The sequence below is a fragment of the Pararhodobacter zhoushanensis genome (assembly GCF_003990445.1).
GTDB classification, from domain to species: Bacteria; Pseudomonadota; Alphaproteobacteria; order Rhodobacterales; family Rhodobacteraceae; genus Pararhodobacter; species Pararhodobacter zhoushanensis.
Genome location: NZ_REEZ01000002.1, coordinates 49,565 through 73,937, shown reverse-complemented (window position 1 = coordinate 73,937; position 24,373 = coordinate 49,565). Strand labels below are relative to the sequence as shown.

26 protein-coding genes are annotated in these 24,373 nt (G+C 66.7%); 13 read left to right on the top strand and 13 right to left on the bottom strand.

Features of this window, described 5'->3' with window-relative positions:
- Position 1 precedes the first annotated feature (1 nt).
- From EAE28_RS04975 to EAE28_RS04950, 6 genes are all read left to right on the top strand, one after another.
- Complete coding sequence (locus EAE28_RS04975) at positions 2–739, top strand: amino acid ABC transporter ATP-binding protein (protein WP_127104737.1); 738 nt, start codon at positions 2–4, stop codon at positions 737–739.
- A gap of 121 nt (positions 740–860) precedes the next feature.
- Positions 861–2,156 carry a flavin-containing monooxygenase gene (locus EAE28_RS04970; protein WP_246022278.1) on the top strand — a complete coding sequence of 432 codons (1,296 nt, stop codon included), beginning with the start codon at positions 861–863 and terminating at the stop codon, positions 2,154–2,156.
- A gap of 1 nt (position 2,157) precedes the next feature.
- Complete coding sequence (locus EAE28_RS04965) at positions 2,158–3,054, top strand: bile acid:sodium symporter family protein (RefSeq protein ID WP_127104735.1); 897 nt, start codon at positions 2,158–2,160, stop codon at positions 3,052–3,054.
- Positions 3,051–3,959 carry an SDR family oxidoreductase gene (locus tag EAE28_RS04960; RefSeq protein ID WP_127104734.1) on the top strand — a complete coding sequence of 303 codons (909 nt, stop codon included), beginning with the start codon at positions 3,051–3,053 and terminating at the stop codon, positions 3,957–3,959. The genes EAE28_RS04965 and EAE28_RS04960 overlap by 4 nt, the downstream gene beginning before the upstream one ends.
- Entirely contained in the window at positions 3,956–4,723 is a 768-nt protein-coding gene (locus tag EAE28_RS04955; protein WP_127105309.1) for an SDR family NAD(P)-dependent oxidoreductase, read from the top strand. Before EAE28_RS04960 ends, EAE28_RS04955 begins: the two co-directional genes overlap by 4 nt.
- 32 nt (positions 4,724–4,755) lie before the next feature.
- Positions 4,756–5,424: a hypothetical protein gene (locus tag EAE28_RS04950; RefSeq protein ID WP_127104733.1), complete on the top strand. Its 669-nt coding sequence runs from the start codon at positions 4,756–4,758 to the stop codon at positions 5,422–5,424.
- 146 nt (positions 5,425–5,570) lie between these two features.
- Here EAE28_RS04950 and plsY read toward each other — a convergent pair whose 3' ends face one another.
- The 7 genes from plsY to gorA form a co-directional block, all read right to left on the bottom strand.
- Positions 5,571–6,185 (bottom strand): glycerol-3-phosphate 1-O-acyltransferase PlsY, encoded by a 615-nt coding sequence (gene plsY / locus EAE28_RS04945; protein ID WP_127104732.1) that lies wholly within the window; start codon positions 6,183–6,185, stop codon positions 5,571–5,573.
- A complete protein-coding gene (gene pyrC, locus EAE28_RS04940) occupies positions 6,185–7,462 on the bottom strand; it encodes a dihydroorotase (protein ID WP_127104731.1) in 1,278 nt (425 codons plus the stop codon). Before pyrC ends, plsY begins: the two co-directional genes overlap by 1 nt.
- 81 nt (positions 7,463–7,543) lie before the next feature.
- Positions 7,544–8,059 carry a hypothetical protein gene (locus tag EAE28_RS04935; protein ID WP_127104730.1) on the bottom strand — a complete coding sequence of 172 codons (516 nt, stop codon included), beginning with the start codon at positions 8,057–8,059 and terminating at the stop codon, positions 7,544–7,546.
- 74 nt (positions 8,060–8,133) lie between these two features.
- Complete coding sequence (locus tag EAE28_RS04930) at positions 8,134–8,589, bottom strand: hypothetical protein (RefSeq protein ID WP_181954478.1); 456 nt, start codon at positions 8,587–8,589, stop codon at positions 8,134–8,136.
- A gap of 47 nt (positions 8,590–8,636) precedes the next feature.
- Entirely contained in the window at positions 8,637–9,665 is a 1,029-nt protein-coding gene (gene hflC, locus EAE28_RS04925; RefSeq protein WP_127104729.1) for a protease modulator HflC, read from the bottom strand.
- The gene (hflK, locus tag EAE28_RS04920; RefSeq protein ID WP_127104728.1) at positions 9,665–10,834 is read right to left on the bottom strand and encodes an FtsH protease activity modulator HflK; all 1,170 of its coding nucleotides are present in this window, start codon (positions 10,832–10,834) and stop codon (positions 9,665–9,667) included. The genes hflC and hflK overlap by 1 nt, the downstream gene beginning before the upstream one ends.
- Positions 10,835–10,973: 139 nt before the next feature.
- Positions 10,974–12,329: a glutathione-disulfide reductase gene (gorA, locus tag EAE28_RS04915; RefSeq protein WP_127104727.1), complete on the bottom strand. Its 1,356-nt coding sequence runs from the start codon at positions 12,327–12,329 to the stop codon at positions 10,974–10,976.
- A gap of 150 nt (positions 12,330–12,479) precedes the next feature.
- On the opposite strand from gorA, the gene EAE28_RS04910 reads away from it, so the two are divergent.
- The 5 genes from EAE28_RS04910 (at position 12,480) to EAE28_RS04890 (ending at position 15,511) form a co-directional block, all read left to right on the top strand.
- Positions 12,480–13,226, top strand: coding sequence for a helix-turn-helix transcriptional regulator (locus tag EAE28_RS04910; RefSeq protein WP_220443891.1), 747 nt, complete (start codon positions 12,480–12,482; stop codon positions 13,224–13,226).
- Positions 13,227–13,272: 46 nt separating this feature from the next.
- The gene (locus tag EAE28_RS04905) at positions 13,273–13,647 is read left to right on the top strand and encodes a VOC family protein (RefSeq protein WP_127104725.1); all 375 of its coding nucleotides are present in this window, start codon (positions 13,273–13,275) and stop codon (positions 13,645–13,647) included.
- Positions 13,644–14,066: an EVE domain-containing protein gene (locus tag EAE28_RS04900; protein WP_127104724.1), complete on the top strand. Its 423-nt coding sequence runs from the start codon at positions 13,644–13,646 to the stop codon at positions 14,064–14,066. Before EAE28_RS04905 ends, EAE28_RS04900 begins: the two co-directional genes overlap by 4 nt.
- Positions 14,067–14,148: 82 nt before the next feature.
- The gene (locus tag EAE28_RS04895) at positions 14,149–14,541 is read left to right on the top strand and encodes a DUF2147 domain-containing protein (RefSeq protein ID WP_127104723.1); all 393 of its coding nucleotides are present in this window, start codon (positions 14,149–14,151) and stop codon (positions 14,539–14,541) included.
- Positions 14,542–14,632: 91 nt separating this feature from the next.
- Positions 14,633–15,511, top strand: coding sequence for a DMT family transporter (locus EAE28_RS04890; RefSeq protein ID WP_127104722.1), 879 nt, complete (start codon positions 14,633–14,635; stop codon positions 15,509–15,511).
- A gap of 115 nt (positions 15,512–15,626) precedes the next feature.
- Here EAE28_RS04890 and EAE28_RS04885 read toward each other — a convergent pair whose 3' ends face one another.
- Positions 15,627–17,096 carry a sodium:solute symporter family protein gene (locus EAE28_RS04885; protein WP_220443890.1) on the bottom strand — a complete coding sequence of 490 codons (1,470 nt, stop codon included), beginning with the start codon at positions 17,094–17,096 and terminating at the stop codon, positions 15,627–15,629.
- On the bottom strand, positions 17,093–17,281 hold the full coding sequence (locus EAE28_RS04880) for a hypothetical protein (RefSeq protein WP_127104721.1): 189 nt from the start codon (positions 17,279–17,281) through the stop codon (positions 17,093–17,095). The genes EAE28_RS04885 and EAE28_RS04880 overlap by 4 nt, the downstream gene beginning before the upstream one ends.
- Before the next feature lie 197 nt (positions 17,282–17,478).
- On the opposite strand from EAE28_RS04880, the gene hisA reads away from it, so the two are divergent.
- Positions 17,479–18,201 carry a 1-(5-phosphoribosyl)-5-[(5-phosphoribosylamino)methylideneamino]imidazole-4-carboxamide isomerase gene (gene hisA / locus EAE28_RS04875; RefSeq protein ID WP_127104720.1) on the top strand — a complete coding sequence of 241 codons (723 nt, stop codon included), beginning with the start codon at positions 17,479–17,481 and terminating at the stop codon, positions 18,199–18,201.
- 162 nt (positions 18,202–18,363) lie between these two features.
- Here hisA and EAE28_RS04870 read toward each other — a convergent pair whose 3' ends face one another.
- Entirely contained in the window at positions 18,364–19,230 is an 867-nt protein-coding gene (locus EAE28_RS04870; protein ID WP_246022277.1) for a helix-turn-helix domain-containing protein, read from the bottom strand.
- 113 nt (positions 19,231–19,343) lie between these two features.
- Between EAE28_RS04870 and pobA the strand changes: the two genes are divergently transcribed.
- A complete protein-coding gene (gene pobA, locus EAE28_RS04865) occupies positions 19,344–20,519 on the top strand; it encodes a 4-hydroxybenzoate 3-monooxygenase (protein WP_127104718.1) in 1,176 nt (391 codons plus the stop codon).
- 107 nt (positions 20,520–20,626) lie between these two features.
- On the opposite strand, the gene EAE28_RS04860 is transcribed toward pobA, so the two are convergent.
- The 3 genes from EAE28_RS04860 to EAE28_RS04850 form a co-directional block, all read right to left on the bottom strand.
- On the bottom strand, positions 20,627–22,540 hold the full coding sequence (locus tag EAE28_RS04860) for a TRAP transporter permease (protein WP_127104717.1): 1,914 nt from the start codon (positions 22,538–22,540) through the stop codon (positions 20,627–20,629).
- Positions 22,541–22,553: 13 nt separating this feature from the next.
- Positions 22,554–23,480: a TAXI family TRAP transporter solute-binding subunit gene (locus tag EAE28_RS04855; RefSeq protein WP_127104716.1), complete on the bottom strand. Its 927-nt coding sequence runs from the start codon at positions 23,478–23,480 to the stop codon at positions 22,554–22,556.
- A gap of 113 nt (positions 23,481–23,593) precedes the next feature.
- Complete coding sequence (locus EAE28_RS04850; protein WP_127104715.1) at positions 23,594–24,349, bottom strand: sulfite exporter TauE/SafE family protein; 756 nt, start codon at positions 24,347–24,349, stop codon at positions 23,594–23,596.
- Positions 24,350–24,373: the final 24 nt, after the last annotated feature.

Sequence of the window (24,373 nt, the reverse complement as noted above, 5' to 3'; positions counted from 1 at the left end):
GATGATCCGCATCCGGGGGTTAACCAAGTATTTCGGCACACATCTGGTTCTGGACCGGGTGGATCTGGACGTCGAGCGGCACGAGGTGGTCTGCCTGATCGGGGCCTCGGGCAGCGGGAAATCGACGTTGTTGCGGTGCATCAACCGGCTGATCGAGCCGGATTATGGCGAGATCGCGCTGGACGGGGTGTCGGTCGAGGATGCGTCCTTTGGCAAGACCGGGCTGCAACGCCGCGTCGGCATCGTGTTTCAAAGCTATAACCTCTTTCCGCATATGCGCGTCATCGACAACGTGACGCTGGCCCCTCGCAAGGTGCAGCGACTGGCACGGGCTGCAGCCGAGGCGCGGGCTCTGGAGGTGCTGGCGCTGCTGGGGATGGAGAGCTTTGCCCATGCCTATCCCGAGCAGCTGTCAGGCGGGCAACAGCAGCGCGTCGCACTGGCCCGCGCGCTGGCCGGACAGCCGGATGTGCTGCTGCTCGATGAGGTGACGGCGGCGCTGGACCCTGAGCTGGTCGGTGAGGTCATGGCAGCGATCCGCGGGCTGAAAGCGCGCGGCTTGACGATGGTGATCGTCACGCATGAAATGGGCTTCGCGCGGGGCCTGGCGGACCGGGTATGCTTTCTGGACGGCGGGCGGATCATCGAGGAGGCCCCGCCCGACCAGCTGTTCGCCGCGCCCGAGCATCCGCGCACGCAGGCGTTTCTGCATCGGTTGCTGGAGGCGGGTCGGCTTTAGGCGGCGAGGGGCGCGCCTCGGGGGCATCGAGCTCCCTCGGCGCGCTCGGGGGTGTCCCACCCCCGCCGGCGCGATGCGCCGCCCCCGGGAGTATTTGAGACAAGGTGAGGGAGGGTGCGTTGTGGGGGAATTGCCGATTGCGTTGATCGGGGCGGGGCCGATGGGGTTGGCCTGTGCCAAGCTTCTGGTCGAGCAGGGGATCGCGTTTCAGGGCTTCGAGCTGCATTCGGATGTCGGGGGTCTGTGGGACATCGAGGGGCCGCGCTCGACGATGTATGCCTCGGCGCATCTGATTTCGTCGAAGACCAAGACAGAATTCCGCGATTTCCCGATGGAGGCGGGGGTGGCGGATTACCCTAAACACTCGGTGCTGCGTGACTATTTCCGCGCCTTTGCCGATCGGTTCGATCTGCGGCGGCACTTTCGCTTCGGGGCTGAGGTACTGCGCTGTGAGCCCTTGGGCGAGGGGCATTGGCGGGTGGTGTGGCGTGAAGCGGGTGAGGAACACGCGGGCGAGTTCAGCGGCGTGATGATCGCCAATGGCACGCTCAGCGAGCCGAACCTGCCGGCGTTCCCCGGCGCGTTTGCCGGGGAGCTGATCCATTCCGCGCAGTACCGCCATCCCGACCAGATGCGCGGAAAGCGGGTGTTGGTGATCGGCGGCGGTAACTCGGGCTGCGATATTGCCGTGGACGCGGCGCATCATGGCGAGGTGGCAGATCTGTCGCTGCGGCGAGGCTATCATTTTGTGCCGAAATACATTTTCGGCAAACCGGCGGACACGATTGGCGGCGCGCTCAAGCTGCCGATGTGGCTCAAACGGCGGGTGGACGGAATGATCCTGCGCTGGTTCACCGGCGATCCGCAGCGCGTGGGGTTCCCGGCGCCGGATCACAAGCTGTATGAGAGCCATCCGGTGGTGAACTCCTTGGCGATTTTTCATGCGGGCCACGGCGATATTCGCGTGCGACCCGATATTGCCCGCTTCGAGGGCAGGCGGGTGGTCTTCACCGATGGCACCAGCGACGACTACGATCTGATCATCGCTGCGACCGGCTATCTGCTGCACTACCCGTTCATCGACCGCGCCTTGCTCAACTGGCAGGGGGCCGCGCCGCATCTGTACCTCAACTGTCTGCACCCTGAGCGTGACGATCTCTTCGTGATGGGCATGATCGAGGCGACAGGGCTGGGCTGGCAGGGGCGGCATGAGCAGGCCGAGATGGTGGTGCGCTATCTCAAGGGCATCCGCGCGGGCGATCCGGCGGCGCAGTCGATCAAGGCCGAGAAGGCGGCGGGCTTTGGTCGGGTGACCGGCGGGATGACCTACATCGACCTGCCGCGCATGGCCTATTACGTCGAGCGCGACACGTACCGGGCGGCGCTGGCCAAGCATATCACGGCATTGGGGGGCTGAGATGGATCAGATCGACGACGTCATGCTCAACTTCAGCCCCGCGTCCCTGACGCTGCTGAACGCGATCCTTGCAGTGGTGATGTTCGCCATCGCGCTGGATCTGCGGCCCGCGCAGTTCCGCGCGCTGGCGCGCGCGCCGCGCCCGGTGATCGCGGGCTTTCTGTCGCAATTCGTTGCGCTGCCGGCGGCGACCTATCTCTTGGTGCTGGTGATGCAGCCGCGCCCGTCGATTGCCTTGGGGCTGATCGTGGTGGCGGCCTGTCCGGGCGGGAATATCTCGAACTTTCTGACCCATAGGGCGGGCGGGAATGCCGCGCTGTCGGTCAGCCTGACGGCGATTGCGACGCTGGGGGCGATTGTCCTGACGCCGCTCAATATCGCGCTCTGGGGCGGGCTTTATGCGCCGACGCGCGAGATCCTGCACGCAACGACAATTGATCCGGTGCAGGTGGCGGTGACGGTGCTGTTCCTGTTGGTGCTGCCGCTGGCGGTTGGAATGTTGGTAAACGCGTATAAACCGGCGTTGGCGGCGAAGATCCGCAAGCCGATGCAGATCCTGTCGATGGTGATCTTTCTGGCCTTCATTCTGGCCGCGCTGGCCGGGAACTGGACCTATTTCGTCGCCCTCGCGGGGCTGGTCGCAGGGCTTGTCATCGCCCATAACGCGCTGGCTCTGGGGCTGGGCTATGGCATCGCCACGCTGGCGCGCGTGGCCCCGGCGGACCGGCGGGCGATTACGATTGAGACGGGGATACAGAACTCGGGTCTGGGGCTGATCCTGATCTTTGCCTTCTTCGGGGGCCTTGGCGGCATGGCGGTGGTCGCCGCCTTCTGGGGCCTGTGGCACGCGATCAGCGGGCTGGCGCTGGCCATGGCCTGGGCGCGGAGGCCGCTATGACCCGCATCCTGATCACCGGGGCGGCGGGCAATGTCGGGCGCGCGCTGATCGCCGGGCTTGGCGGGCACGAGGTGCTGGCCACCGATGTCGCCCCCGGCTATGAGCGGATGGACGTGACCGGCGACGATCCGGCCCGCGTGATCGCCGCCGTCCGGCCCGAGGTGGTGGTGCATCTGGCCTCGATCGTCACGCCGCCCAAGGGCTCGACCCGCGATTTCGAGTGGCGGGTGGATGTGCAGGGCACGCGCAATGTGCTCGACGCCTGTGTGGCGCAGGGGGTGCGGCGGCTGGTGGTGACCTCGTCGGGTGCGGCTTACGGCTATCACGCTGACAACCCGGTGCCCTTGCGGGAAACCGACCCGCTGCGCGGCAATGTCGAGTTCGCCTATGCCGACCACAAGCGGCAGGTCGAGGAGATGCTGGCCGAAGCTCGCGTTAACCATCCTGCGCTGGAGCAGGTGGTGCTGCGCATCGGCACCGTGCTGGGCGAGGGGGTTGAGAACCAGATCACCGCGCTGTTCCGGCGCAAGCGGGTGCTGGCGGTGGCCGGGTCGGGCAGTCCGTTCGTGTTCATCTGGACGCAAGACTTGGCGCGTATCCTGATTCGTGCGGCGACGGAGGGCCCGGCGGGGGTGTTCAACGTCGCCGGGGACGGGGCGATGAGCGTGCAGGATCTGGCGGCGGCGATGGGCAAGCCGTTGCTGGTGCTGCCTGCGTGGGCGCTCAAATTGGCTCTGGGGGTGGCGCGGCCTCTGGGGCTGTCGCGCTATGGGCCCGAGCAGGTGCGGTTTCTTCAGTACCGGCCCGTGCTGGATAACACGGCGCTGAAAGAGCGCTTTGGTTATACGCCGGACCTGACCTCGGCGCAGGTTTTCGCGCTGTGGCAGGCGTGGGCGCGGCCTTGAAAACGGCGGTGATCACCGGCGGCGGCGGGGGGCTGGGCCGGGCGTTGGCGGCAGGCCTGCAGGCGCGCGGCTGGTTCTGCGCCTTGCTCGACCTGCCCGGCGGATTCGGCGCGCTCAAGGACGGCGCGCAGCAAAGCCTGCACGCCTGTGACGTGACCGACTCCGAACAGGTGGCGGCCACCGTGGCGCAGATCCGGGCCGCGCGCCCCTCGCTGGATCTGGCGGTCTATAACGCAGGCGTCACGCTGATCGCCCCCTTCGCCGCGATGGACCCGGCGGCGCATCGCCGGGCGTTCGAGATCAACTACTGGGGCGCGGTGAACCTCGCCGCTGCGCTGCTCCCTGACCTGCGCGCCGCGCATGGCACGCATCTGGCGATCACCTCGGTCGCCGGGTTCGCGCCGCTCAAACACCGCACAGCCTATGCCGCCTCCAAGCACGCGATGACCGGGTTCTTCACCTCGCTCAGGGGTGAAGAAGCGCCGCACGGCGTCCGCGTCGCCCTCGCAGCCCCGTCCTTCGTGGCCACCAACCCCGGCGCAGAATACACCGTCAACGGGATCGGGCGACCTGGCGCGGCGACCGACGGGATCGACGCGATGACGCCGGATCAGGCGGCGGCGGTGATCCTCAAGGGCCTCGACCAAGGGCGCCGTTTCATCCCCGTCGGCCGTGTCGCCGCGCTCTCGGCCCTGATGATGCGGATCGCGCCGGGCTTATACGAACGCCAGATGTTGAAGAGGATGGCACGCGAATCGTCTTGACGGCCAAGGGCTTGGACCATGGGATAAGCCTCATGCGCATCCTCCTTGCTCTCTTCCTTTTGCTCGCCGCCTGCGGTCGCCCCCTGACGGCGCCTGAGACAGATCTGGCCCAACGCCTTTTCGGCCGCACGCTCGACCCCACCGCCGTGCGGTTCTATCGCAACGGCTTTGTCGGCATGCGCCGCCACGCCTTCGCGACCCGCCCGCGCACCACCTGCCGCGAGCGCATCCTGCCACCGCCCACAGCCGCCGTCGAATATGGCCGTGCCGCAGGGGTGGTGCTGTTCGAAACCATGCACGTGCGCCCCGACGTCCTGCAACCCGACTTCGCGCGCCGCCCGGATGGGACGATGACGCTGGGGGCGGCAATGTATCTGGTGCATGAGCTGACCCATGTCTGGCAATGGCAGAACCGCGAAAGCACCGGCTACTCGCCCCTGCGCGTCGGTGCGGAACACGCCAGCGCCGCCGACCCCTATCTCTTCGACCCGAACGACAATGCGCGCTTCCTAGACTTCGGCTACGAGCAGCAAGCCAGTCTGGTGGAGGAATACGTCTGCTGCGAGACGCTCGATCCCGAGGGCGCCCGCACCGCCCGCCTGCGCGATCTGCTGGGGCAGGTGATGGAGCCGGGCGCGATGCCCGACGTCCCTGTTTGGCTCCCCTGGGACGGCCTGCAACGCCGCGGCATTTGCAGCTAAGCGCGCGTCATCATCTGTCCAAAAATATCCACGGGAGGATTTTCAAGGAGGGTACGTGTACCCTCCTTGAAGCAGGGGGTCCGGGGGGCGGCAGCCCCCCGGCACCAACAGTAAACCCGGGGCGGCACCGCCCCACAGTACCAGCCTCAACTCTTCTTGCGACCGACCTTCGGTTCCGTCCCGTTCATCAACCGCGCGATATTCGCCGCGTGCCTCACCCAGACCAGCGCCGCCAGAACCACAGCCAGTGCGATCAGGCTCTGCGGGCCCCAGATCCACAGATAGAGCGCCGCTGCGGCCGAGGCGACCAGCGCCGAGGCCGAAGAAATCCGCGTCACCGCCAGTGCCACCAGCCAGGTGGCGCAGCAGGCCAGACCGATGGGCCAGGCCAGCGCCAGCAGCGTGCCGAGGAAGGTCGCAACCCCCTTGCCGCCTTTGAATCCCAGCCAGACCGGGAACAGATGCCCCAGAAAGGACATCAGCGCCGCTACCTGTGCGGCATCCTCGCCAGCCACGGCGCGGGCGATCAGCACCGCCACCGCGCCCTTGGCCGCGTCCAGCAGCAGTGTCGCCAGCGCCGCCGGTTTGTTGCCGGTGCGCAGCACATTGGTTGCGCCGATGTTGCCCGAGCCGATGGCACGGACGTCGCCCAGCCCCATCGCCTTGGTGATCACAACGCCGAAGGGGATCGAGCCCAGCAGGTACGATCCGATCGCGATGGCGATCAGCAGCAGCGGCGCGGTGGTCAGATCGGGGAGCATCAGGCGGCCTCGCGCACAAAGACCGGTTTCCCGGCGACATAGGTTGCCAGAACCTTACCCTGCAGCCGTGCCCCGTCAAAGGGCGAGTTCTTTGACTTCGAGCGCAGCAGGAACCGGTCCAGCACAAAGGGCGCATCGGCGTCAAACAACACCAGATCGGCGGGCGCACCGGCACTCAGCCGCCCGGCCTCCAGTCCCAGCCTGCGGGCCGGGTTCAGCGACAGGGCGCGCCAGAGCTGGGGCAGGGTGAGCTGGTCGTTGTGATAGAGCCGCAGCGCGGCGGGCAGCAGCGTTTCCAGACCCACCGCGCCGGGAGCCGCCTCTTCATAGGGCAGGCGCTTGGATTCCTCGTCCTGCGGCGTGTGCATCGAGCAGATCACGTCGATCAGCCCGTCGGCGACGGCCTCGATCATCGCCAGCCGGTCGTCTTCGGCGCGCAGGGGCGGGGTCAGTTTGAAGAACGACCGGTAATCGCCGACGTCGAATTCGTTCAGCGTCAGGTGGTGGATCGAGATCCCCGCCGTCACATCCAGCCCGTTCTTCTTGGCGCGTTCCAGCGCGGGCAGGGTGCGCGCGCAGGTGATCTGGTCGGCGTGATAGCGCACGCCGGTCATCTCCACCAAGGCCATGTCGCGGTCAAACCCCATCCGTTCGGCCATCGGCGACACGCCCGGCAACCCGCGCAGCGAGGCGAATTTTCCCGAGGTCACCGCCGCCCCGGCGCTCAGCCCCGGGTCTTGCGGGTGGCACACCACCAGCGCGCCCAGTGAGCGCGCATAGGTCAGGCAGCGCGACAGCACCTTGGTGTCGCGGGTGACGTGTTCGACGTCGGTAAAGGCGACGGCCCCGGCGTCCATCAGGAAGCCGATCTCGGCCATCTCGCGCCCTTCGCGGCCGCGGGTCAGGGCCGCCATGTGGCGCACGTTGACCGGGGCTTCGATGCTGGCGCGGCGGGCGAGAAAGTCGAGGGATTCGGGGGTGTCCGTGGCCGGCAGGGTGTCGGGGCGGGTGATGAACGTGGTCACCCCGCCCGCCGCGGCGGCCTGTCCGGCCGAGCGGTAGCTTTCCTTGTGGCGCGCGCCCGGCTCACCGACATGGACGCCCCAATCGACGATCCCCGGTGCCAGACATCTGCCGCGTGCGTCGATCACCTCGGCCCCTTGGGGCGCGGGCGCGTTCAGGGCGGTTATGCGGCCGTTTTCGACGGTCAGCGAGCCTGTGGCATCGGTGCCCGCCTCGGGGTCGATCAGCCGAGCGTTGGAAAAGTGAAGGATCATGCGCGCCGCCTTGCTTGCCGTCCGGGCGGCCCTCAAGCCACCGGGTTCGGGCGGGCTTATAACGCCGGACGGGCCGGGGCGCTACTGCTCAAGCGCGTGTCGGATGAGCCGGGCGGTGGCGGGCGCGTCGGGCAGGCCGACCAAACGCACCGATTGCGTGCCGGAGCCATCCAGCTGCACCGACACCGCGCCAACCGTGATCCGGGCAATGTCCGACAGCGGCAACGAGGCCCCCAGCGCGGTGATCACCCGGCGGTCGGTGACCAGCCATTGTGCGCTGCCCTGCGCCAGAAGATGCACCAGCGCGGCAAGGGCAAAGGGCATGAGCGGCAGATAGGCGGTGCCGGGACTGGCGCCGAACAGCACCTGTTCGACCAGCGCCGCTGCGATCACCAGCGCGGCGATCCCCAGCGCATGCAAGGCCAAGACACCGGGATCGGGGCGGATCACGGCGATCAGGCGCTCATCGCGGGCCAGTTCGACAACGGGTTTTCGGGTGGCAAAAGCGCGGCGCACCGGGGCCAGCGCTTGGGTGCTGAACAGCAGCACCAGCAGCGGGATAAGGAAGAGGGCGGCGGAAAAACTGGTCGCAGGCATGGCATATCCCCAATTTCACAAGGTCTATGCTGGCCCGTCTCGCCTTTCTGTCCAGTAAACGGCCCGTGCGCGGGTCAGGCGGGGCGGTTTCTGGCGCGGGCATCGCGGGCGTTGGTGATCTTGGTGATCACCTCGGTCTCGTCCGCCAGAAATTTAAGCAGATATTTGTCGCCCGATCTGGTGATCAGCTGCACGTCGCCCAACAGGGGCCGCGCCTTGTCGATCTCAAGCAAATTCACCGAGCGGACGCCACCGGCCAGAATGAGCCGCCGGTCGGTCAGCAGCCAGCGCATCTTGAAGGTCTCGCCCGCCAGATAGAGGCCGCGCACGGCGACAGCGAGAATAGCGCCCAGCGAGCCGATGGCGGGGTAGGGCGAGCCGATCAGCCAGAGCACACCACCTGCCAGCGCCATCAGCCCGACCGCCATGATCCCGTGATCGCGCCAGTACCGGTTGCGGTCCGGGGCGAAGGTGGCGAGCAGGGGCTCGCCCGGCTCCAGCAGCGGGTGGTCGATGTCGGCGGGTGTCATGCGGGGGTCCAATAAGGCTGCGCCCCCGAAGCGGGGGCGCAGGAAGGTCAGTTTGCCGGAGCGGCTGCGGGTTCTTCGGCGGGCGCTTCAGCCGGGGCCGGAGCGGGGGTTTCCGCCGGAGTGGCCGGAGCCGCGTCTGCCGCCGGAGCCTCCTCGGCTGCCATTGCCGCATCATCGGCATTGTCAGCGGTGATCTGCGCACCGGTTCCCGTGGGGTCGATCTGCCGCAGGAAGCGGAAGAAGTCGCTGTCCGGGCTCAGCACCATCGAAGCATTGGTACCCGTCAAGGCGCGCTCATACGAGGTGAGCGAGCGCGAGAAGGCGAAGAACTCGGGGTCGCGGCCGAACGCGTCGGCATAGATCCGGTTCCGCGCCGCGTCCGCTTCACCGCGAACGATCTCGCTGTCACGACGGGCGCTCGACACCAGTTCGACCACGGTACGGTCGGACAGGGCGCGCACCCGCTGCGCGGCTTCGTTACCGCGCGCGATCTCGTCAGCGGCCTCGCGTTCACGTTCGGCCCGCATCCGGGCGTAGGTGGCAGCAAGGTTCTGCTCGGGCAGATCGGTGCGCGTCAGACGCACGTCAACCACGTCCGCACCCAGCGCCAGCGCCTCGCGGCGGGCCTGATCGCGGATCTGGTTCATCAGGCCCGTACGATCCTCAGACAGCACCGCGTTGGACGGCACCGAGCCCAGAACCTCACGGATCGCTGCGTTCAGGATGCGCTCGATGCGCCCCTGAGCCGCGCGCACACCGTCCACGCCGACAGCTTGGCGGAACCGTTGCACATCAGCGATGCGCCAGCGCAGGAAGGCGTCGACGACCAGACGGCGGTCATCGGCGGGCGTCACTTCCAGCGGTTGGGTTTGCAGGCCCAGAATACGCGCGTCATAGCGCACGACTTCCTGGATCAGCGGGATGCGGAAATAGAGACCGGGTTCGGTGCGGACCTGTTTGACCTGACCGAACTGCAGCACCAGCACGTTTTCGCGCTCATCGACGATGAACAGCGACGACAGCGCCAGCGCGACGGCAATCACCAAAACGGGGATAAACAGCGTGAGACGTTTCATCAGTTGCTCCCCTGGTTCGTGGTGCGGCTGGAGGTGCCAGCGGGTGCATTGCGCACCATGTCGAGCGGCAGATAGGGCACGACGCCCTGACCGTCAGAGCCGCCGACATTGTCGAGGATCGTCAGGTTCATGCCACCGAGCACACGCTCCATGGTTTCCAGATACATCCGCTCGCGCGTCACTTCGGGGGCGTTACGGTACTCTTCCCACACGGCCAGGAAGCGGCTCGCTTCACCTTCGGCGTTGTTGACCACCTCGGCACGGTAGGCCTCGGCCTCTTCCAGCACCTGCGCGGCTTCACCGCGGGCACCGGCGACGACACGGTTGGCATAGGCATCGGCCTGACGCTCAAGCCGGTCACGTTCCTGGCGCGCGGCCTGCACTTCGCGGAAGCTGTCGATGACCTCACGCGGCGGATCGGCGCGGTCAAAGTTGATCCGGATCACGTTGATGCCCGACTGATAGGTGTCGAGCACGCCCTGCACGGCCTGCAGCAATTCAGCGGCAATGGTGCCGCGATCGCGGTTGAGAATGGGCGAGAGTTCCGAGCGCGCAATAATGTCGCGCATCGCCGATTCCGCCACAGCGCGGACGGTATTGGCAGGATCTGCCAGATTGAAAAGATAGTTGCTGGGGTCGCGGACGTTCCAGACGACCTGGAATTCGATATCGACCACCGCTTCGTCGCGCGTCAGCATCAGGCCGGTATCCAGCGCCGAGCGCCCGGTGCCGACTTCGGTGACGCGTTCGGTCGTGACCTGTACGATCTCGGCCGAAATGAACGGCCAGGGCGCAAAGTTCAGACCCGAGGTGCCGGTGCTGTATTCCTGCCCGAACAAAAGCTCGACCGAGCGCTCTTCCGGGCGCACGGAATAGACCGAGACGTAAAGCCACAGCCCGGCCAGCGCCAGAGCGCCCAGCGCGATACCCCGCCCTGACAGGCCCGGGCCGCCCGGGCCACGCCCGCCGCCCGATCCATTGCTGCTGCCACCGCCGTTACCGCCCATCAGGACTTTCAGCCGTTGCTGGCCCTTTTTCACCAAATCCTCGATTTCGGGGATCTGCGGGCGTTGGGGGTCATTACCGCCGCCGTTGGGGCGGTTCCCCCCGCCCGAGCTGCCACGGTTTCCACCGCCGCCGCCCCACGGGCCTCCACTGTTGCCTGACATGGCCTCTCCTTGGTTCAGGTCTGTCATCATCTCGGTATCACCGACTCAATTGGGCACGAAGGGCGCGGATTCAAGCGCAATCGCCCCCTGCTCCCTGCGGCTGACTGTCATTTTACCCGCACAAGCGGTGCGGGACCAGTCAGCGAGTCGGCTTGCGCATCAACACCAGCTCTTCGCTCATCGTCGGATGAACGGCCATTGTGGCGTCGAAATCGTCTTTTGTCGCGCCCATCTTGACCGCGACGGCGGCGATCTGGATCAGCTCACCGGCGCCGGGTGCGACAATGTGACAACCCAGAACCCGGCGCGAGGCTTTGTCCACGACCAGCTTGAACAGCGCTTTCGTCTCGGCGTCGATGAAGGCGGTCTGCATGGGCCGGAAGCTGGCCAGATACACCTCGATCTCACCCTGCGCGCGCGCCTCTTCCTCGCTCATCCCTACCGTGCCCGCCTCGGGCCGGGTGAAGACGGCGCTGGGGACGTTGGTGTGGTCCACCTTGACGGGGGTGCCGCCAAAGACGGTATCGGCAAAGGCATGGCCTTCGCGGATAGCGACCGGCGTCAGCTGGATGCGGTTGGTCACGTCGCCCACGGCAAAGATCGACGGCACGTTGGTCTGCGACCAGTCGTCCACCTTGACCGCGCCCTTGTCCAGCACGACGCCTGCCTCTTCCAGTCCCAGCCCTTGCGTGTTGGGCACCCGGCCGGTGGCAAAGAGCACGGCTTCAAAGATCCGCTCGCGTCCCTGCGTGTCGCAGGCGCGGAACCGGCCATCGTTCAGCTTTTCCAGCGCGGTCAGGTCGGTGTTCACCTCCAGCGCGATGCCCTGCTGGGTCAGCGCCGCGGCGACATGGTTCTGCAGATCGGCGTCAAACCCGCGCAGCACTTGCTGGCCGCGGTACATCTGCGTGACGCTGGAGCCCAGCCCTTGCAGGATGCCCGCCATCTCACACGCAATGAACCCGCCGCCCAGCACCAGCACCGAGGCGGGCATTCGGTCCATCAGGAAAATCTCGTTCGAGGTCATTGCGCCGACACCGCGATACGGCTCGGGGATGAACGGCGTGCCGCCGGTGGCGATCAGGATATGCTTGGTCGTAACGCGGCGGCCATCAGCCAGCACGACGGTATGCGGATCGGCCACGGTGGCGCGCTGGTGGTAAATCGTCACGCCCGCAGTTTCGGCGTTGCGGGTATAGATGCTCTCCAGCCGGTTCAGCTCGGCATCCAGCCGGTGACGGAACCTGGTCCAGTCAAACCGGCCCTTTTCAACCTGCCAACCGTAAGCCGCGCCCTCGTCGATCGAGGCGCCATGCCCGGCGGCGAACACCATCAGCTTCTTGGGCACACAGCCCCGGATCACACAGGTGCCACCCATGCGGAACTCTTCGGCCATCGCCACCTTGGCGCCGTGATCGCTCGACGCAATCCGCGCCGCCCGCACCCCGCCCGAGCCACCGCCGATGACGAAAAGATCATAGTCGAAATCGGGCATGCTGGGTCTCCGTCGCATCAGGTTCCGCCCTTACCTAAGCGGCCCATCCCGCAAGGGCAAGCGCGGGCGCCGCGCCATTTTCTGTCCGCAAATATCCTCGGGGGGTGAATTCGCTGCAAGCGAAGAGGGGGGTCCGAGGACCCCCCTTCTGTGCCGCTTGTGATCGCCCCCCGCCTGCGCGATCCTGCGCGCATGACCACCCGCTCCGAACGCCTCCTTGCCGTCCTGCAGATCCTGCGCCGCCATCGCCGCCCGCTGGCGGCAACGCGGATCGCCGAGGAAACCGGCACCTCGTTGCGCACCGTGTACCGCGACATCGACGCGCTGCGGGCGCAGGGCGCGGTGATCGAGGGCGAGGCCGGGGTCGGCTATGTCCTGCGCCCCGGTTTCCTGCTGCCGCCGTTGATGTTTTCGCGCGATGAGCTGGAAGCGCTGGTGCTGGGCGCGCGGCTGGTCGCCGGGCGCGGCGATCCGGCGCTGGCGGGTGCCGCGGGCGAGGCCCTGGCGCGCATCGGCGCGGTGCTGCCCGAGGATCTGCGCCTGTTCGTCGACACCTCGCCCCTGCTGGTGCCGCGCGCGCCGAGTGTATCGGCACCGTTCATGCCCGCGCTGCGCGGTGCAATCCGCGACGAGCGCAAGGCCGAGATCCTTTATCGCGACAAGACGAATGCCGAAAGCCAGCGCGTGATCTGGCCCTTTGCCATGGGGTTCTTCGACACAACGCAGGTCATCGTCGCGTGGTGCGAGCTGCGCCAGTCCGTGCGCCATTTCCGCAATGACCGCATCGCCGCCTGCACGGTCACCGATCAGCGCTATCCGGTGCGCCGCCTGCGATTGCTGCGCGACTGGCGCGATGCGGAAAAGGTGCGGCTGGCTGGGGATGCTGACATGGTTTGACACTGGCCTGCGCGACAAGGGGTCATCGAAACCTTGGAGAGAGCCCATGCAACGCACCTCGATGTTCATCCTTTATGTCAGCAACCCCTCGGCCAGCGCCCGCTTTTATGCCGGGGCACTGGGCGCGCCGGTTGTCCATGACGCGCCCGATTTCGCCCTGCTGGTTCTGGGCAACGGCGTCCAGCTGGGGCTGTGGCGTACCACTGAAGTCACCCCGGCGGCGGACGATGTCGCCCCGGCCTCGTCCGAACTTTCCGTGACGCTGCCCGACGCCGACGCGCTGCAGGCGCTGCATGACCGGCTCAAGGCCGAGGGGGTCACCATCCTGCAGCCGGTGACGCAGCTCGACTTTGGCCTCAATTTCACCGCCGCCGATCCCGACGGCCACCGCTTGCGCCCCTATGTCCCGAGCGCGCGATGAGCGCGCGCTGCTGGATCGCCGTCGCCTCGGCCGAACACGTCAGGATCGGGCGCGCGGGTGGGTTCATGCAGGTCAACCACGGAAAGGCGGCGCCCCTGCGCCGCCTGACCCCGGGCGACCGCGTGGTCTATTACTCCCCGAACGAGCAGATCCGCGCCGGGGCACCGGTGCAGGCCTTCACCGCTCTGGGGGTGGTGGCCGAGGGCGCGCCCTATGTCGGTGCGATGAGCGGCGATTTTCAACCGTTCCGCCGCGACGTCCGCTGGCACGCGACCCGCGATGCGCCGATCCGGCCCCTGCTGGCGCATCTGTCCTTTGGCGGGCCGAACTGGGGCGCTCGGTTCCGGTATGGGCTGTTCGAGATCCCGGCCTCGGACATGGACCTGATCGAAGAGGCGATGTGCGCGGTCTCAAGCTGACGGCGCGGCAGGGGGCATCGTGGCTCTTGCCAGATGCAGGGTCAGGCCCGATGATTTCGCGCAGTAGGGAGGGACGTTCACCATGAAAACCATCACACTCACTTTGGCCGCCGCACTGACCTTTTGCGCCAGCGCCGCGCTGGCCGATCCGGCCGAGGGCCGCTGGGCCACGCAGCCCGATGACAACGGCAATTCCGGCATCATCACCATGTCGATGTGCGGCGACCGGCTGTGCGGCACTCTGACCGAGTCGCGCAATGCCAGCGGCGAGACCTTCGCCTCGGCCAATGCCGGACGCCAGATCGTCTGGGACATGGAGCCGCGCGGCAATGGCGAATACCGCGATGGGCAGATCTATGCGCCCGACCGCGACCAGACCTACCGCGCCCGGATGGATCTGGCGGGCAGCCAGCTGACGGTCGCGGGCTGCGTGCTGTTTATCTGCCGCGACCAGATCTGGACGCGCGCCGACTGAGCTTTGCGCAGGTTCCGGGTCGCGCAAGGCGGCCCGGAACGGTCACAACAGGCGCGGGCATGCTGAGGCCCTGATCGCATCTGAGGGTAGAATGTCCGGGTCCGACTGGCTGCGCCTGATCGTCTTGTCCGTCCTGTGGGGCGGCTCGTTTTTCTTTGTCGGCGTCGCCGTGCCGGTCTTGCCGCCGCTGACCATTGTGCTGGCCCGCGTCGGGCTGGCAGCGCTGGTGCTGGCGGTGGTCTTGCCGCTGATCCGGGTGCCGATGCCCAAAGGCTGGCGGGTCTGGGCCGCACTGGCGGTGATGGGGTTTTTCAACAATGTCGTGCCCTTCACCCTGTTCGTCGTGGCGCAGGGGCAGATTTCAAGCGGGCTGGCCTCGATCCTGAACGCAACAACGCCGCTCTGGGGCGTGGTCGTCGCGCATCTGGCGACGCGGGACGAGCGATTGAGCTGGCCCAAGGCGCTGGGCGTGCTGGCGGGGTTTGCCGGTGTCGCGGTGATGATGGGCGGGGCCTGGGGTTCGGGCACGGTGCTGGCGCAGGCGGCCTGTCTGGGCGCGGCGCTGAGCTATGCGCTGGCCGGGGTCTGGGGGCGCCGGTTTCGCGGCATGCCACCACTGAGCGCGGCTTTCGGGCAGGTCAGTTGCGCGGCGCTGATGTTGCTGCCGGTGGTGCTGGTGGTGGATCAGCCGTGGAGCCTGCCGATGCCGGGCTGGCCGGTTCTGGCGGCACTGGTGGGGCTGGCGGTGCTGTCGACGGCCTTGGCCTATCAGCTCTATTTCGGCCTGATCGCCCGCGCCGGGGCGGTGAATGCGTTTCTGGTGACGTTCCTGATCCCGGTCAGCGCCATTGCCTTGGGTGTGCTGGTGCTGGGGGAGGCGTTGCTCGCGCGCCAGGTCGCGGGGATGGCGTTGATCGCGCTGGGTCTGGCAGTGATCGACGGGCGTCTCTGGCGGCGGTTGCGCGGCTGAGAGCGGGGAATGCGAGGGGCTGCGCGCCCCTCGCGCTCCTGCGCCAGAGGGGGGAGCACGCTCCCCCCTCTGGACACCCCCCGTGGATATTTTCAGACAGAAAATGGGGCGTGGTTTACCATGCGCCGTGTTTGTCGAGATCGGCGCGCAGTTCGGCGGCGAAATCGAGCGCCTTGGCTTTGGGTTTGGTGAGCAGCGAGACCAGCACGAACAGCACAAGGCAAGCGCCGCCGACACTGAGTGCCAGCACCGGGTTGAACACGCTTACGCCCTGGATCATTGCCATCCACACCGCCAACGCCGCGCCGCCGAGGATCGACGCCAGCGCCCCCGCCGCTGTTGCCCGGCGCCAGAAGAAGGCACCGATGATCGCCGGGACGGTGACCATCAGACCGGCAGCAGACAAAGCGGCCAACTGGTCAACAATCTGCACCTTTTGCAGCGCGAAAAGGCTGGCGAAAAGGATGACGAAGATCACCACGATGCGCCCGGTCAGGATCTGCGCCTTGGGCTGGGCGTCGGTCATCAGATCGCGCGCGACCATGGCCGCCAGCGTCAGCGCGATGCTGTCCAGCGTAGACACCGCGGCAGCCAGAATGCCAAGGATCAGCAGCACCGAAACCGGTGCCGGGATCGCGCCCGAGATCAGCAGCGCGGGCGTGGCGGTTGCGGTGTTCTCGAGCCCCGGTGCCAGTTGCAGCGCGGCAAAGCCCCAGACAACGGCGATCAGGGTAAAGATCAGACCGAAGCCCAGCACCCAGAAGATCATCCGCTTCATCGAGGCCATATCGCGCAGGATGAACAACCGCTGGCTGACCTGCGGGTTCGAGATGGCGAAGAAGAACCACGGCAGCGACAGGGCAACGAATGTGTTGAGGCTCCACAGGCCCGGACCGGGGACGCTGAGCCGCTCGCTTTGGGTTTCCATCGAAACGCGGGCGAATTCTCCCCAGCCGCCGATGGCCGCCACGGCGAAGCCGATTGCCAGCGCGGCCGAGACCACCATCACCACCGCCTGCACCGCATCCGTCCAGGCGACCGAGCGTAGACCGGCGAACAGCGTCCAGATTGCCGCCAGCAGCGCGCCGGTGGCGACGGCCTGAAAGAGCGAAATCTCACCGCCGGTGACACCCGACAGCAGCAGGCCGATACCGGCCATCTGTGTCGTGCAATAAGGCATCAGGAAGATCAGCCCGACCAGCGCCGCCGCCCGCGCGACCCAGACCGACCCGTAGCGTGCGCCGAGCATTTCCGCCGGCGAGATGAAGCCCCAGCGCTTGGCGGCCAGCCAGAAACGCGGGGCGAAGATGACCAGAAGGCCGAGACCGGCGAAATAGATCAGCTCGAACCCCAGCGCGCCGATGCCGCCGCGATAGGTCAGGCCGGTGAGCACGACCAGCATGAAGGCGGAATAGGTGGTGGCCGCATAGCTGAGCCCGGCGACGAGGCCGCCAAAGCTGCGGCCACCGAGGTAGTAATCCTCGGCCGTGCCGGTGTTTTCGCGCGTGGCGCGCCACGCAAGGCCAAGGCCAAAGACGGTAAACGCGGCGATCGCGGCCCAGATGGTGAGAGGTGACAGCATCATTCGTCCTTCCAGCCTTTGACGCCCGCGGCGATCAGCACCACCACGGCCAGACCAAAGCCGCCCCAGAAGAGCGTGGTGAACCAGCCCCGGTGACCGGCGAGCAGGCCGTAGGGGACAAATCCCCCGGCCACGACCAGAATGGCCAGGGCGGCCAGCCAGGGGCCGAAGTTGCGACCAGTGTTCATCGTTCCACTCTCCTTGCCCGTCTTTCGGGATGGGGTGGTTTAGGTGGGCACGGAAAGCCGTGCAAGAAGGAAACGGCTTTCTCTTTGAATTTGCTAGATTTTTGACTATACGGTCAAGCAATTGTCCCGGCAGTCAGGGTTTGCATCCGGCGCGGCGCGGCGCTAAACCGACGCCCGAGCAACCCCGGAGCGACCCCATGATCCTTTACCCCGCCATCGACCTGAAAGACGGCCAGTGCGTGCGCCTGTACAAAGGCGCGATGGAGCAGGCGACGGTGTTCAACGACGACCCGGCGGCGCAGGCCAAGGCCTTTGCCGATCAGGGGGCCGAGTGGATCCATCTGGTCGACCTCAACGGCGCTTTCGCCGGTAAACCGGTTAACGCGGGCGCGGTGGAGAGCATCCTCAAGACGGTCAGCGTACCCTGCCAGCTGGGCGGCGGCATCCGCGACATGGCGACGATCGAAGCGTGGCTGAGCAAGGGCCTGCGCCGGGTTATTCTGGGTACGGTGGCGGTGGAAAACCCGGCGCTGGTGCGCGAGGCGGCGCGGGCGTTTCCGGGGCAGGTGGCCGTGGGGATCGACGCGCGCCAGGGGCGCGTGGCGACGAAGGGCTGGGCGGAAGAGACGGATGTGATGGTGACCGACCTTGCCCGCGCGTTCGAGGACGCCGGGGTGGCCGCGATCATCTACACCGACATCGACCGCGACGGGGCGATGCAGGGGCCGAATGTCGAGGCAACGGCAGCGCTGGCGCGGGCGACCTCGATCCCGGTGATCGCGTCGGGCGGGGTGTCGTCGCTGGCCGACCTGATCGCGCTGCGCGACAGCGGTGCGCCGCTGGATGGCGCGATCTCGGGACGGGCGCTCTATGATGGCAAGCTGGATCTGGCTGAAGCGCTGGCGGCGTTGAAAGCGTAAGCGGGCGGTTTCGCCCTCGGCCGAGACGGCTGACGCCGCCGCGCCCTTGGGCGACCCGGCGCGCCGCTGGTGCGGCGCGCAAGAAGGGGGGGCTTCGGACCCCCCTCTTCGCTTGCAGCGAATTCACCCCCCGAGGATATTTAGGGACAGATGATCGGGCGCTCAGGCGGTGTCTTCGAGGCGTTGACGAAAGGCGCGCGGCGAAAGGCCGGTGGCGCGGGTGAAGACGCGGGTGAAATAGGCCGGGTCTTCGTATCCCAGCGCGTAGGCGATGCGCGATACGGGCAAGTTCGTGTAAACGAGGTTGCGGCGGGCTTCGCGGATCAGGCGATCCTCGATCAGGGCCGAGGCCGGGCGACCGGTGGCCGCGCGGGTGACGCGCGAGAGGTGGGCGGCGCTGACGGACAGTGCTTTGGCGTAGTCGGTCACGCCCCAGTGCCGCAGGTACTGCGCGTCGATCAACGTCTCGAACCGGGAGAGCAAGTCAGGGCTGGCATTGGTGCCGGTCATCGTGCCGAGCTGTGCCAGGGCGCGGGCGGTCTGGCCCAGCAGCAGCCCGGCCAGCGACCGCAGGATCTGCGCGCGGGCAAAATCGCGTCCGTCGTAAGCGCTGAAAATCGCCGCTATGGTGGGGGGGATATCCGCCTCGACCGTCAGGATCACCGGGTTTGCGAGGATTTCGCGCAGACCCTCGCCGCTCTGCAGGCTTTGGTCGAGCATCTCGGCGGCGAAGGTGACGACGAAGCCATGCGTCTCGGGGGTAAAGGAAAACCCGTGCACCACGCCCACCGGGACATTGACCAGCGAGCCGGGTGGCAGCGGGCGGCGCTGGCCATCCAGCGTGGCCGTTCCGCCGCCACTTTGCAGCAGCAACAACTGGTGCAGCCGGGCATGGCGGTGCACGCTGAGTTCCCAGTCGTGCAGGCGCGACCGGATGCCGATGGTTTCGCAATGCACCACGTCGGGCAGGTCGTCGGCCTCGCCGAAGAGGTTGAAGTTGGGGATCGGGGGGGCAGGGGCGCGGGTCATGCGCGATTTGTACAAGTTTTGGCCCGCCCAAGCCATTTCAAATATCCCGCATGCGCCTAATCTGGTCAGCAAGTGCTTCCTGGAGTCGGGGGCCTCGTGAGGAGGAGATCACCATGAAAACCCAAGTCTGTATCATTGGCGGCGGGCCGTCGGGGCTGCTGTTGAGCCAGCTTTTGCATCTCAAGGGCATCGACACGGTGGTTCTGGAGCGTCAGAGCCGCGAGTATGTGTTGGGCCGGATTCGCGCGGGCGTACTGGAGCAGGGCTTTACCGAGCTGATGCGTGAGGCGCAGTGCGGCGAGCGGATGGACCGCGAAGGCGAGATCCACGAGGGGTTCGAGCTGTCCGACAACGGCGTGATGCGGCAGGTCGATCTGAAGAAATACACCGGCGGCGAAACCGTGATGGTGTATGGTCAGACCGAGGTGACGCGGGATCTCTACGAGGCGCGCGAGGCGCTGGGCGGGGTGGTCATTCACAACGTCGAGGATGTGGCGCTGCATGATCTGAACGCCGACACCAAACCCTATGTGACCTATACGCTGAACGGCGAAGCGGTGCGGGTGGACTGCGATTATGTGGTGGGCGCGGACGGGTATCACGGACCGAGCCGCAAGGCGATCCCGGCGGATGTGCTGACCGAGTATGAGAAGGTCTATCCGTTCGGCTGGCTGGGCGTGTTGAGCCGCACCAAGCCGGTGAACCCGGAACTGATCTATGCCAAGCACGACCGCGGGTTTGCGCTGTGTTCGCTGCGCTCGCAGGTGCTGAGCCGGTATTACATTCAGGTGCCGCTGACCGACAGTGTCGAGGATTGGTCGGACGAAGCGTTCTGGGACGAGCTGAAGAAGCGTCTGCCCGAGGATGTCGCCGCGCGGCTGGAGACGGGGCCGTCGATCGAGAAGTCCATCGCGCCGCTGCGGTCTTATGTGGCCGAGCCGATGCGCTGGGGGAACCTGTTCCTGGCGGGGGATGCCGCGCATATCGTGCCGCCGACCGGGGCGAAGGGGCTGAACTCGGCCGCGTCGGATATCTATTATCTGTATCACGGTCTGGTCGCCCATTATCAGAACGGCGATGACAGCGGGCTGGACAGCTATTCGGAAAAGGCGCTGGCGCGGGTCTGGAAGGCGCAGCGGTTCAGCTGGTGGATGACCTCGATCCTGCACACTTTCCCGGACAATCTGCCCTATGACCAGAAGCTGCAGGGGACGGATATGGAGTATCTGTTCTCGTCCGAGGCTGCCATGACCTCGCTGGCCGAGAACTATGTCGGGCTGCCCTACTAAGGGATGTCCCACGATGGGACAGACCTGCGTTTCCTGAGATAACAACGGCTTGACCCGTCGCATTAACCCGGCCTTAGGATTTGTCCCAAGGCCGGGTTTCTTTGCGGCTACGCTGGTTTGCGGGTCTGGCGGAAGATCAGCACAGCAACCAGCGCCAGACCGACGAGACGGGCGGCGATGATTTGCGGTTCGCTGTCGGTGACCGGGCTGGGCCAGATGACCAGCGCCGAGCCGACGGCCAGAGCGAGGCGTTCCAGCCCCGACAAGGGGGCCAGGAACCAGCCGCCAAAGGCCAGCGTCAGACCGCTGACGCCGACGGCGGCCATAGCGGCAGAGAGGGTGATCTCTGTCGCGGTGCCCACCATCAACAGGCCCGGCATGGTGGCGAACAGGAACGGCACCAGCAGTTTTACAAAGCCCAGACGCACGGCTTCCACGGCGGTCTTGTTCGCATCCCCGCCCGAAATCGACGCCGCCGCATAGGCGGCCAGCGCGACCGGGGGCGTGATGGCCGAGACGAGGCCATAATAGAAGATGAACATATGGGCGACGATGGGCTCCATCCCCATGCGGGTCAGCGCGGGCGCGACCAGCACGGCGAGCAAGAGATACGCCGCCGAGGTCGGCAGGCCCATGCCCAGAAAGAACGACACCAGAGCGGTGAGGGCCAGCAGGCCAAAAAGGCTGCCCCCGGCGACATCGACGATCAGGCCCGACAGCATCAGCGCCAACCCGGTCAGGTTGAGCACGCCGATCACCACCCCGGCGGCGGCGACGGCAACGACAATGGGCAGCGTCGCCATCAGCGTGTCGCGGCAGACGAGGGTGAGAGCGACGAGGCCGACTCGCGTCTCGGCCCGGAACGGCGAGATGACCAGCGCGACCACCATGCACATCACGGCGGCGCGGGTGGGGGTGTAGCCCATGGCCAGAAAGCCGATCAGGCCCAGCAGCGGCAGCAGCAGATAGCCGCGCCGGATCAGCACATCCTTGAGCAGATGCAGCCCGGCGGAGGTGTCGCGCGCAAGGTTCAGACGACCGGCTTCCAGCCAGACGGCGATCATCAGGGCCAGCACGTAAAGCAGGCCGGGGATCAGCGCGGCCAGCGCGATGGTGGCATAGGGAACGCCGATGATCTCGGCCATCAGGAAGGCGGCAGCACCCATCACCGGGGGCAGGATTTGCCCGGCGGACGACGCTGCAGCCTCGATTGCGCCGGCAAGATTGGCCGAGTAGCCCGCGCGTTTCATCAGCGGGATGGTAAAGGTGCCGGTGGTCACCACATTGGCGACGGCCGAGCCGTTGATCGTGCCCAGCATTGTGGACGACAGCGCCGCCGTCAGGCCCGGCCCGCCGCGCATCCGCCCGGTGAGGCCGCGCGCGAGATCGACGAAAACCTCGCCGGTGCCGATCTTCATCAGCAAATTGCCGAGCAGGGCGAAGAGGAAAATATACTGCACGGCCACGCCCATCGGGACGCCGTAGATGCCCTCGGTTGAGAGCATCAGCATCGAGGCAAGGCGGCGCAGGGTATAGCCGCGATGGCCGTATTCGCCGGGGATCAGGTGGCCCAGCATGGCATAGCCGACGGCCAGCAGGACCAGAATGAGCAGCGCCCAGCCGACGCTGCGGATGACCAGCAGGACCAGCGCCGCCATCAGCCCGGCGAAGATCCACATATCAATGCTTTGCGCCATGCCACCGCGCATGACGATGGCCATGTAGCTGTCCTGGATGTGCAGGCCCGGTAGCAAGGCCAGCGGCGCCAGCGCATAGCTGAGGGCGCGCAGCCAGAGCCATTTGCTTTTGAGCCCCACCACCAGCAGGCCTCCGGCGGCGATCAGCGAAAAGAACATCGCGCGCAAGACGAGCGCGGTGATCAGGCCGAAATACGCGCCGTATATCACCAGTGCCGTGGCCGCCACCGCAAGGGTGGCGACCATGAGAGAGATCAGCGTGGTCTCGGCGGTTGAGCGGTTTGGCGCCTCAAGTCTGAGCGCCGAGAGCCAGTCGTTGATCATGGTTTCGTTCCGTTCAGTGAGCCGCGAAATAGGCAGCCGCGCCCGGATGCATCGGGATCGGCACGTTCATCGCGTCGGTGTTGTTGATCCGGCGGGCGATGCCGTGGACCTGGATCAGCTGGTCGAGGTGATCGAAGATGGCGGCGGTCATGCCCTCAACCAGAGCCGGGTCGGCATCCGTGCGGGTGAAGATCGTCGCCGGGTCGTTGATCACGGTCACGTCCTGCGTGACATCCGGGTAGGTGCCGCCGGGGATGTCGTAGAGCTGGTAGAACGGGAACTCTTCCAGCATGCCCGCCACGGTGGCCGGATCGACGCCGAGCAGCACCATATCGGCGCGCGCATCAAGGTCGATCAGCGCCGCGACCGGCGCACCGGCCAGCACGACAGCCGCATCGACAGTGCCGTTGGTCAGGGCATCGACGCCCTCGCTGTAGGACAGGAACTGCGCGTTGTTGGCGTCAAAAACGCCATAGGCTTCGAGCAGGCGCATGGCCAGCACGGCCGCGTTGGAACCCGGAGGGCCCATGCTGACCGGGTGCCCGGCGAGGTCCGAGATCGAGGTGATGCCGGTCTGCGCGGTCGTGGCGATCTGCAGCACCGCGGGGTAGAGATAGGCCATCGAGGCGACATCCTGCGGATCGCCTTCGAACGCGCCGATGCCGTTGGCGGCCTCGTACAGCGTCGACGAGGACGAGAAGCCCATCTCCATCTCACCGGCAGCGGTGCGGCGGATGTTCTCGACCGACGCGCCGGTGACTTCGGCGCGGGCGGTGGTGTCGGGCATGTGCTCGGTGATCAGGTCGGCCATGCCGGCGCCCAGCACGTAGAACAGCCCGCCGGTGCCGCCGGTGCCGATGGAGACGCGTTGCTGGGCCGTGGCGGGGACGGCGAGCGCGGTCGCCAGTGCCGCAAGGGCGAGAGTTTTGGTGAAATTCATGGTGTCCTCCCTGGGGTTGCAGAGCGTTCGGCTTTCGGGCCGGTGGGGCTCGGCGTGTCGGGCGAGTTAGTCGCAAATTGCGCCAATTGTCCAGTTGCGGGCGACAGGGGGGCTTAGAACAGCCGCTCGATTCCCGACCAGATCAGCCGTAGCGCCAGCAGGAACAGGATGATGTTCAGCGCCTGTTTGAAGCGGGCGTCGGTCAGGCGGTTGAGCACCCGTTTGCCGGTCCATGTGCCCGCCAGGCCGCACAGGATGAGGGCGGCGATGAACGGGGCCCAGGCGGCATAGGCGAAGCCGAGCGCGCCGAAGGCCACGGATTTGAGCAGGTGTTGCAGGGTCAACAGCGACGCGGTGGTCGCCACATGGGCGTGGCGGTCCATGTCGAGCGATTTGACATAGGTGTTCACGAAGGGGCCGGAAGCGCCGAAGAACATCGACAGGATGCTGGTGATCGTGCCCGTCACCAGCGGCCAGTCGCGCATCCATGCGGGCGGTTTGGCCAGCACCGTCCAGATCAGGAACAGCCCGACGCCGATCAGGAGGACCGAGGGCGGGATGGCGATGACGATGGATGCGCCGATGGCGATGCCAAGGATGATCCCGGCGGCGAACCACCAGACCGCGCTCCAGCGTATATAGCGCGTCATCATCGCCGTGCGCCCGGCGTTCGAGCCGAATTGCACCACGCCATGCACCGGCACCAGCGCCATGGGCGGCAACAGCGAGGCCATGACCGCCAGCATCAACCCGCCGCCGCCGATGCCGAAGGCGATGGTGATGAAGCTAGACAGGAAGCTCATCGCCATGAGGACAAGGGCGACGGTGAGCGAGACGTCGGGGGGCAGGTAGGGGGCGATCAGGTCCATAGCTGGGACTCGGCTGGCAAAAGA

Coding starts and splice junctions, on each gene's coding strand:
- EAE28_RS04975 (WP_127104737.1), top strand. CDS start 2: ATGATCCGCATCCGGGGGTTAACCAAGTATTTCGGCACACATCTGGTT.
- EAE28_RS04965 (WP_127104735.1), top strand. CDS start 2,158: ATGGATCAGATCGACGACGTCATGCTCAACTTCAGCCCCGCGTCCCTG.
- EAE28_RS04960 (WP_127104734.1), top strand. CDS start 3,051: ATGACCCGCATCCTGATCACCGGGGCGGCGGGCAATGTCGGGCGCGCG.
- EAE28_RS04950 (WP_127104733.1), top strand. CDS start 4,756: ATGCGCATCCTCCTTGCTCTCTTCCTTTTGCTCGCCGCCTGCGGTCGC.
- plsY (WP_127104732.1), bottom strand. CDS start 6,185: ATGCTCCCCGATCTGACCACCGCGCCGCTGCTGCTGATCGCCATCGCG.
- pyrC (WP_127104731.1), bottom strand. CDS start 7,462: ATGATCCTTCACTTTTCCAACGCTCGGCTGATCGACCCCGAGGCGGGC.
- EAE28_RS04935 (WP_127104730.1), bottom strand. CDS start 8,059: ATGCCTGCGACCAGTTTTTCCGCCGCCCTCTTCCTTATCCCGCTGCTG.
- EAE28_RS04930 (WP_181954478.1), bottom strand. CDS start 8,589: ATGACACCCGCCGACATCGACCACCCGCTGCTGGAGCCGGGCGAGCCC.
- hflC (WP_127104729.1), bottom strand. CDS start 9,665: ATGAAACGTCTCACGCTGTTTATCCCCGTTTTGGTGATTGCCGTCGCG.
- hflK (WP_127104728.1), bottom strand. CDS start 10,834: ATGTCAGGCAACAGTGGAGGCCCGTGGGGCGGCGGCGGTGGAAACCGT.
- gorA (WP_127104727.1), bottom strand. CDS start 12,329: ATGCCCGATTTCGACTATGATCTTTTCGTCATCGGCGGTGGCTCGGGC.
- EAE28_RS04905 (WP_127104725.1), top strand. CDS start 13,273: ATGCAACGCACCTCGATGTTCATCCTTTATGTCAGCAACCCCTCGGCC.
- EAE28_RS04900 (WP_127104724.1), top strand. CDS start 13,644: ATGAGCGCGCGCTGCTGGATCGCCGTCGCCTCGGCCGAACACGTCAGG.
- EAE28_RS04895 (WP_127104723.1), top strand. CDS start 14,149: ATGAAAACCATCACACTCACTTTGGCCGCCGCACTGACCTTTTGCGCC.
- EAE28_RS04890 (WP_127104722.1), top strand. CDS start 14,633: ATGTCCGGGTCCGACTGGCTGCGCCTGATCGTCTTGTCCGTCCTGTGG.
- EAE28_RS04885 (WP_220443890.1), bottom strand. CDS start 17,096: ATGATGCTGTCACCTCTCACCATCTGGGCCGCGATCGCCGCGTTTACC.
- EAE28_RS04880 (WP_127104721.1), bottom strand. CDS start 17,281: ATGAACACTGGTCGCAACTTCGGCCCCTGGCTGGCCGCCCTGGCCATT.
- hisA (WP_127104720.1), top strand. CDS start 17,479: ATGATCCTTTACCCCGCCATCGACCTGAAAGACGGCCAGTGCGTGCGC.
- EAE28_RS04870 (WP_246022277.1), bottom strand. CDS start 19,230: ATGACCCGCGCCCCTGCCCCCCCGATCCCCAACTTCAACCTCTTCGGC.
- pobA (WP_127104718.1), top strand. CDS start 19,344: ATGAAAACCCAAGTCTGTATCATTGGCGGCGGGCCGTCGGGGCTGCTG.
- EAE28_RS04860 (WP_127104717.1), bottom strand. CDS start 22,540: ATGATCAACGACTGGCTCTCGGCGCTCAGACTTGAGGCGCCAAACCGC.
- EAE28_RS04855 (WP_127104716.1), bottom strand. CDS start 23,480: ATGAATTTCACCAAAACTCTCGCCCTTGCGGCACTGGCGACCGCGCTC.
- EAE28_RS04850 (WP_127104715.1), bottom strand. CDS start 24,349: ATGGACCTGATCGCCCCCTACCTGCCCCCCGACGTCTCGCTCACCGTC.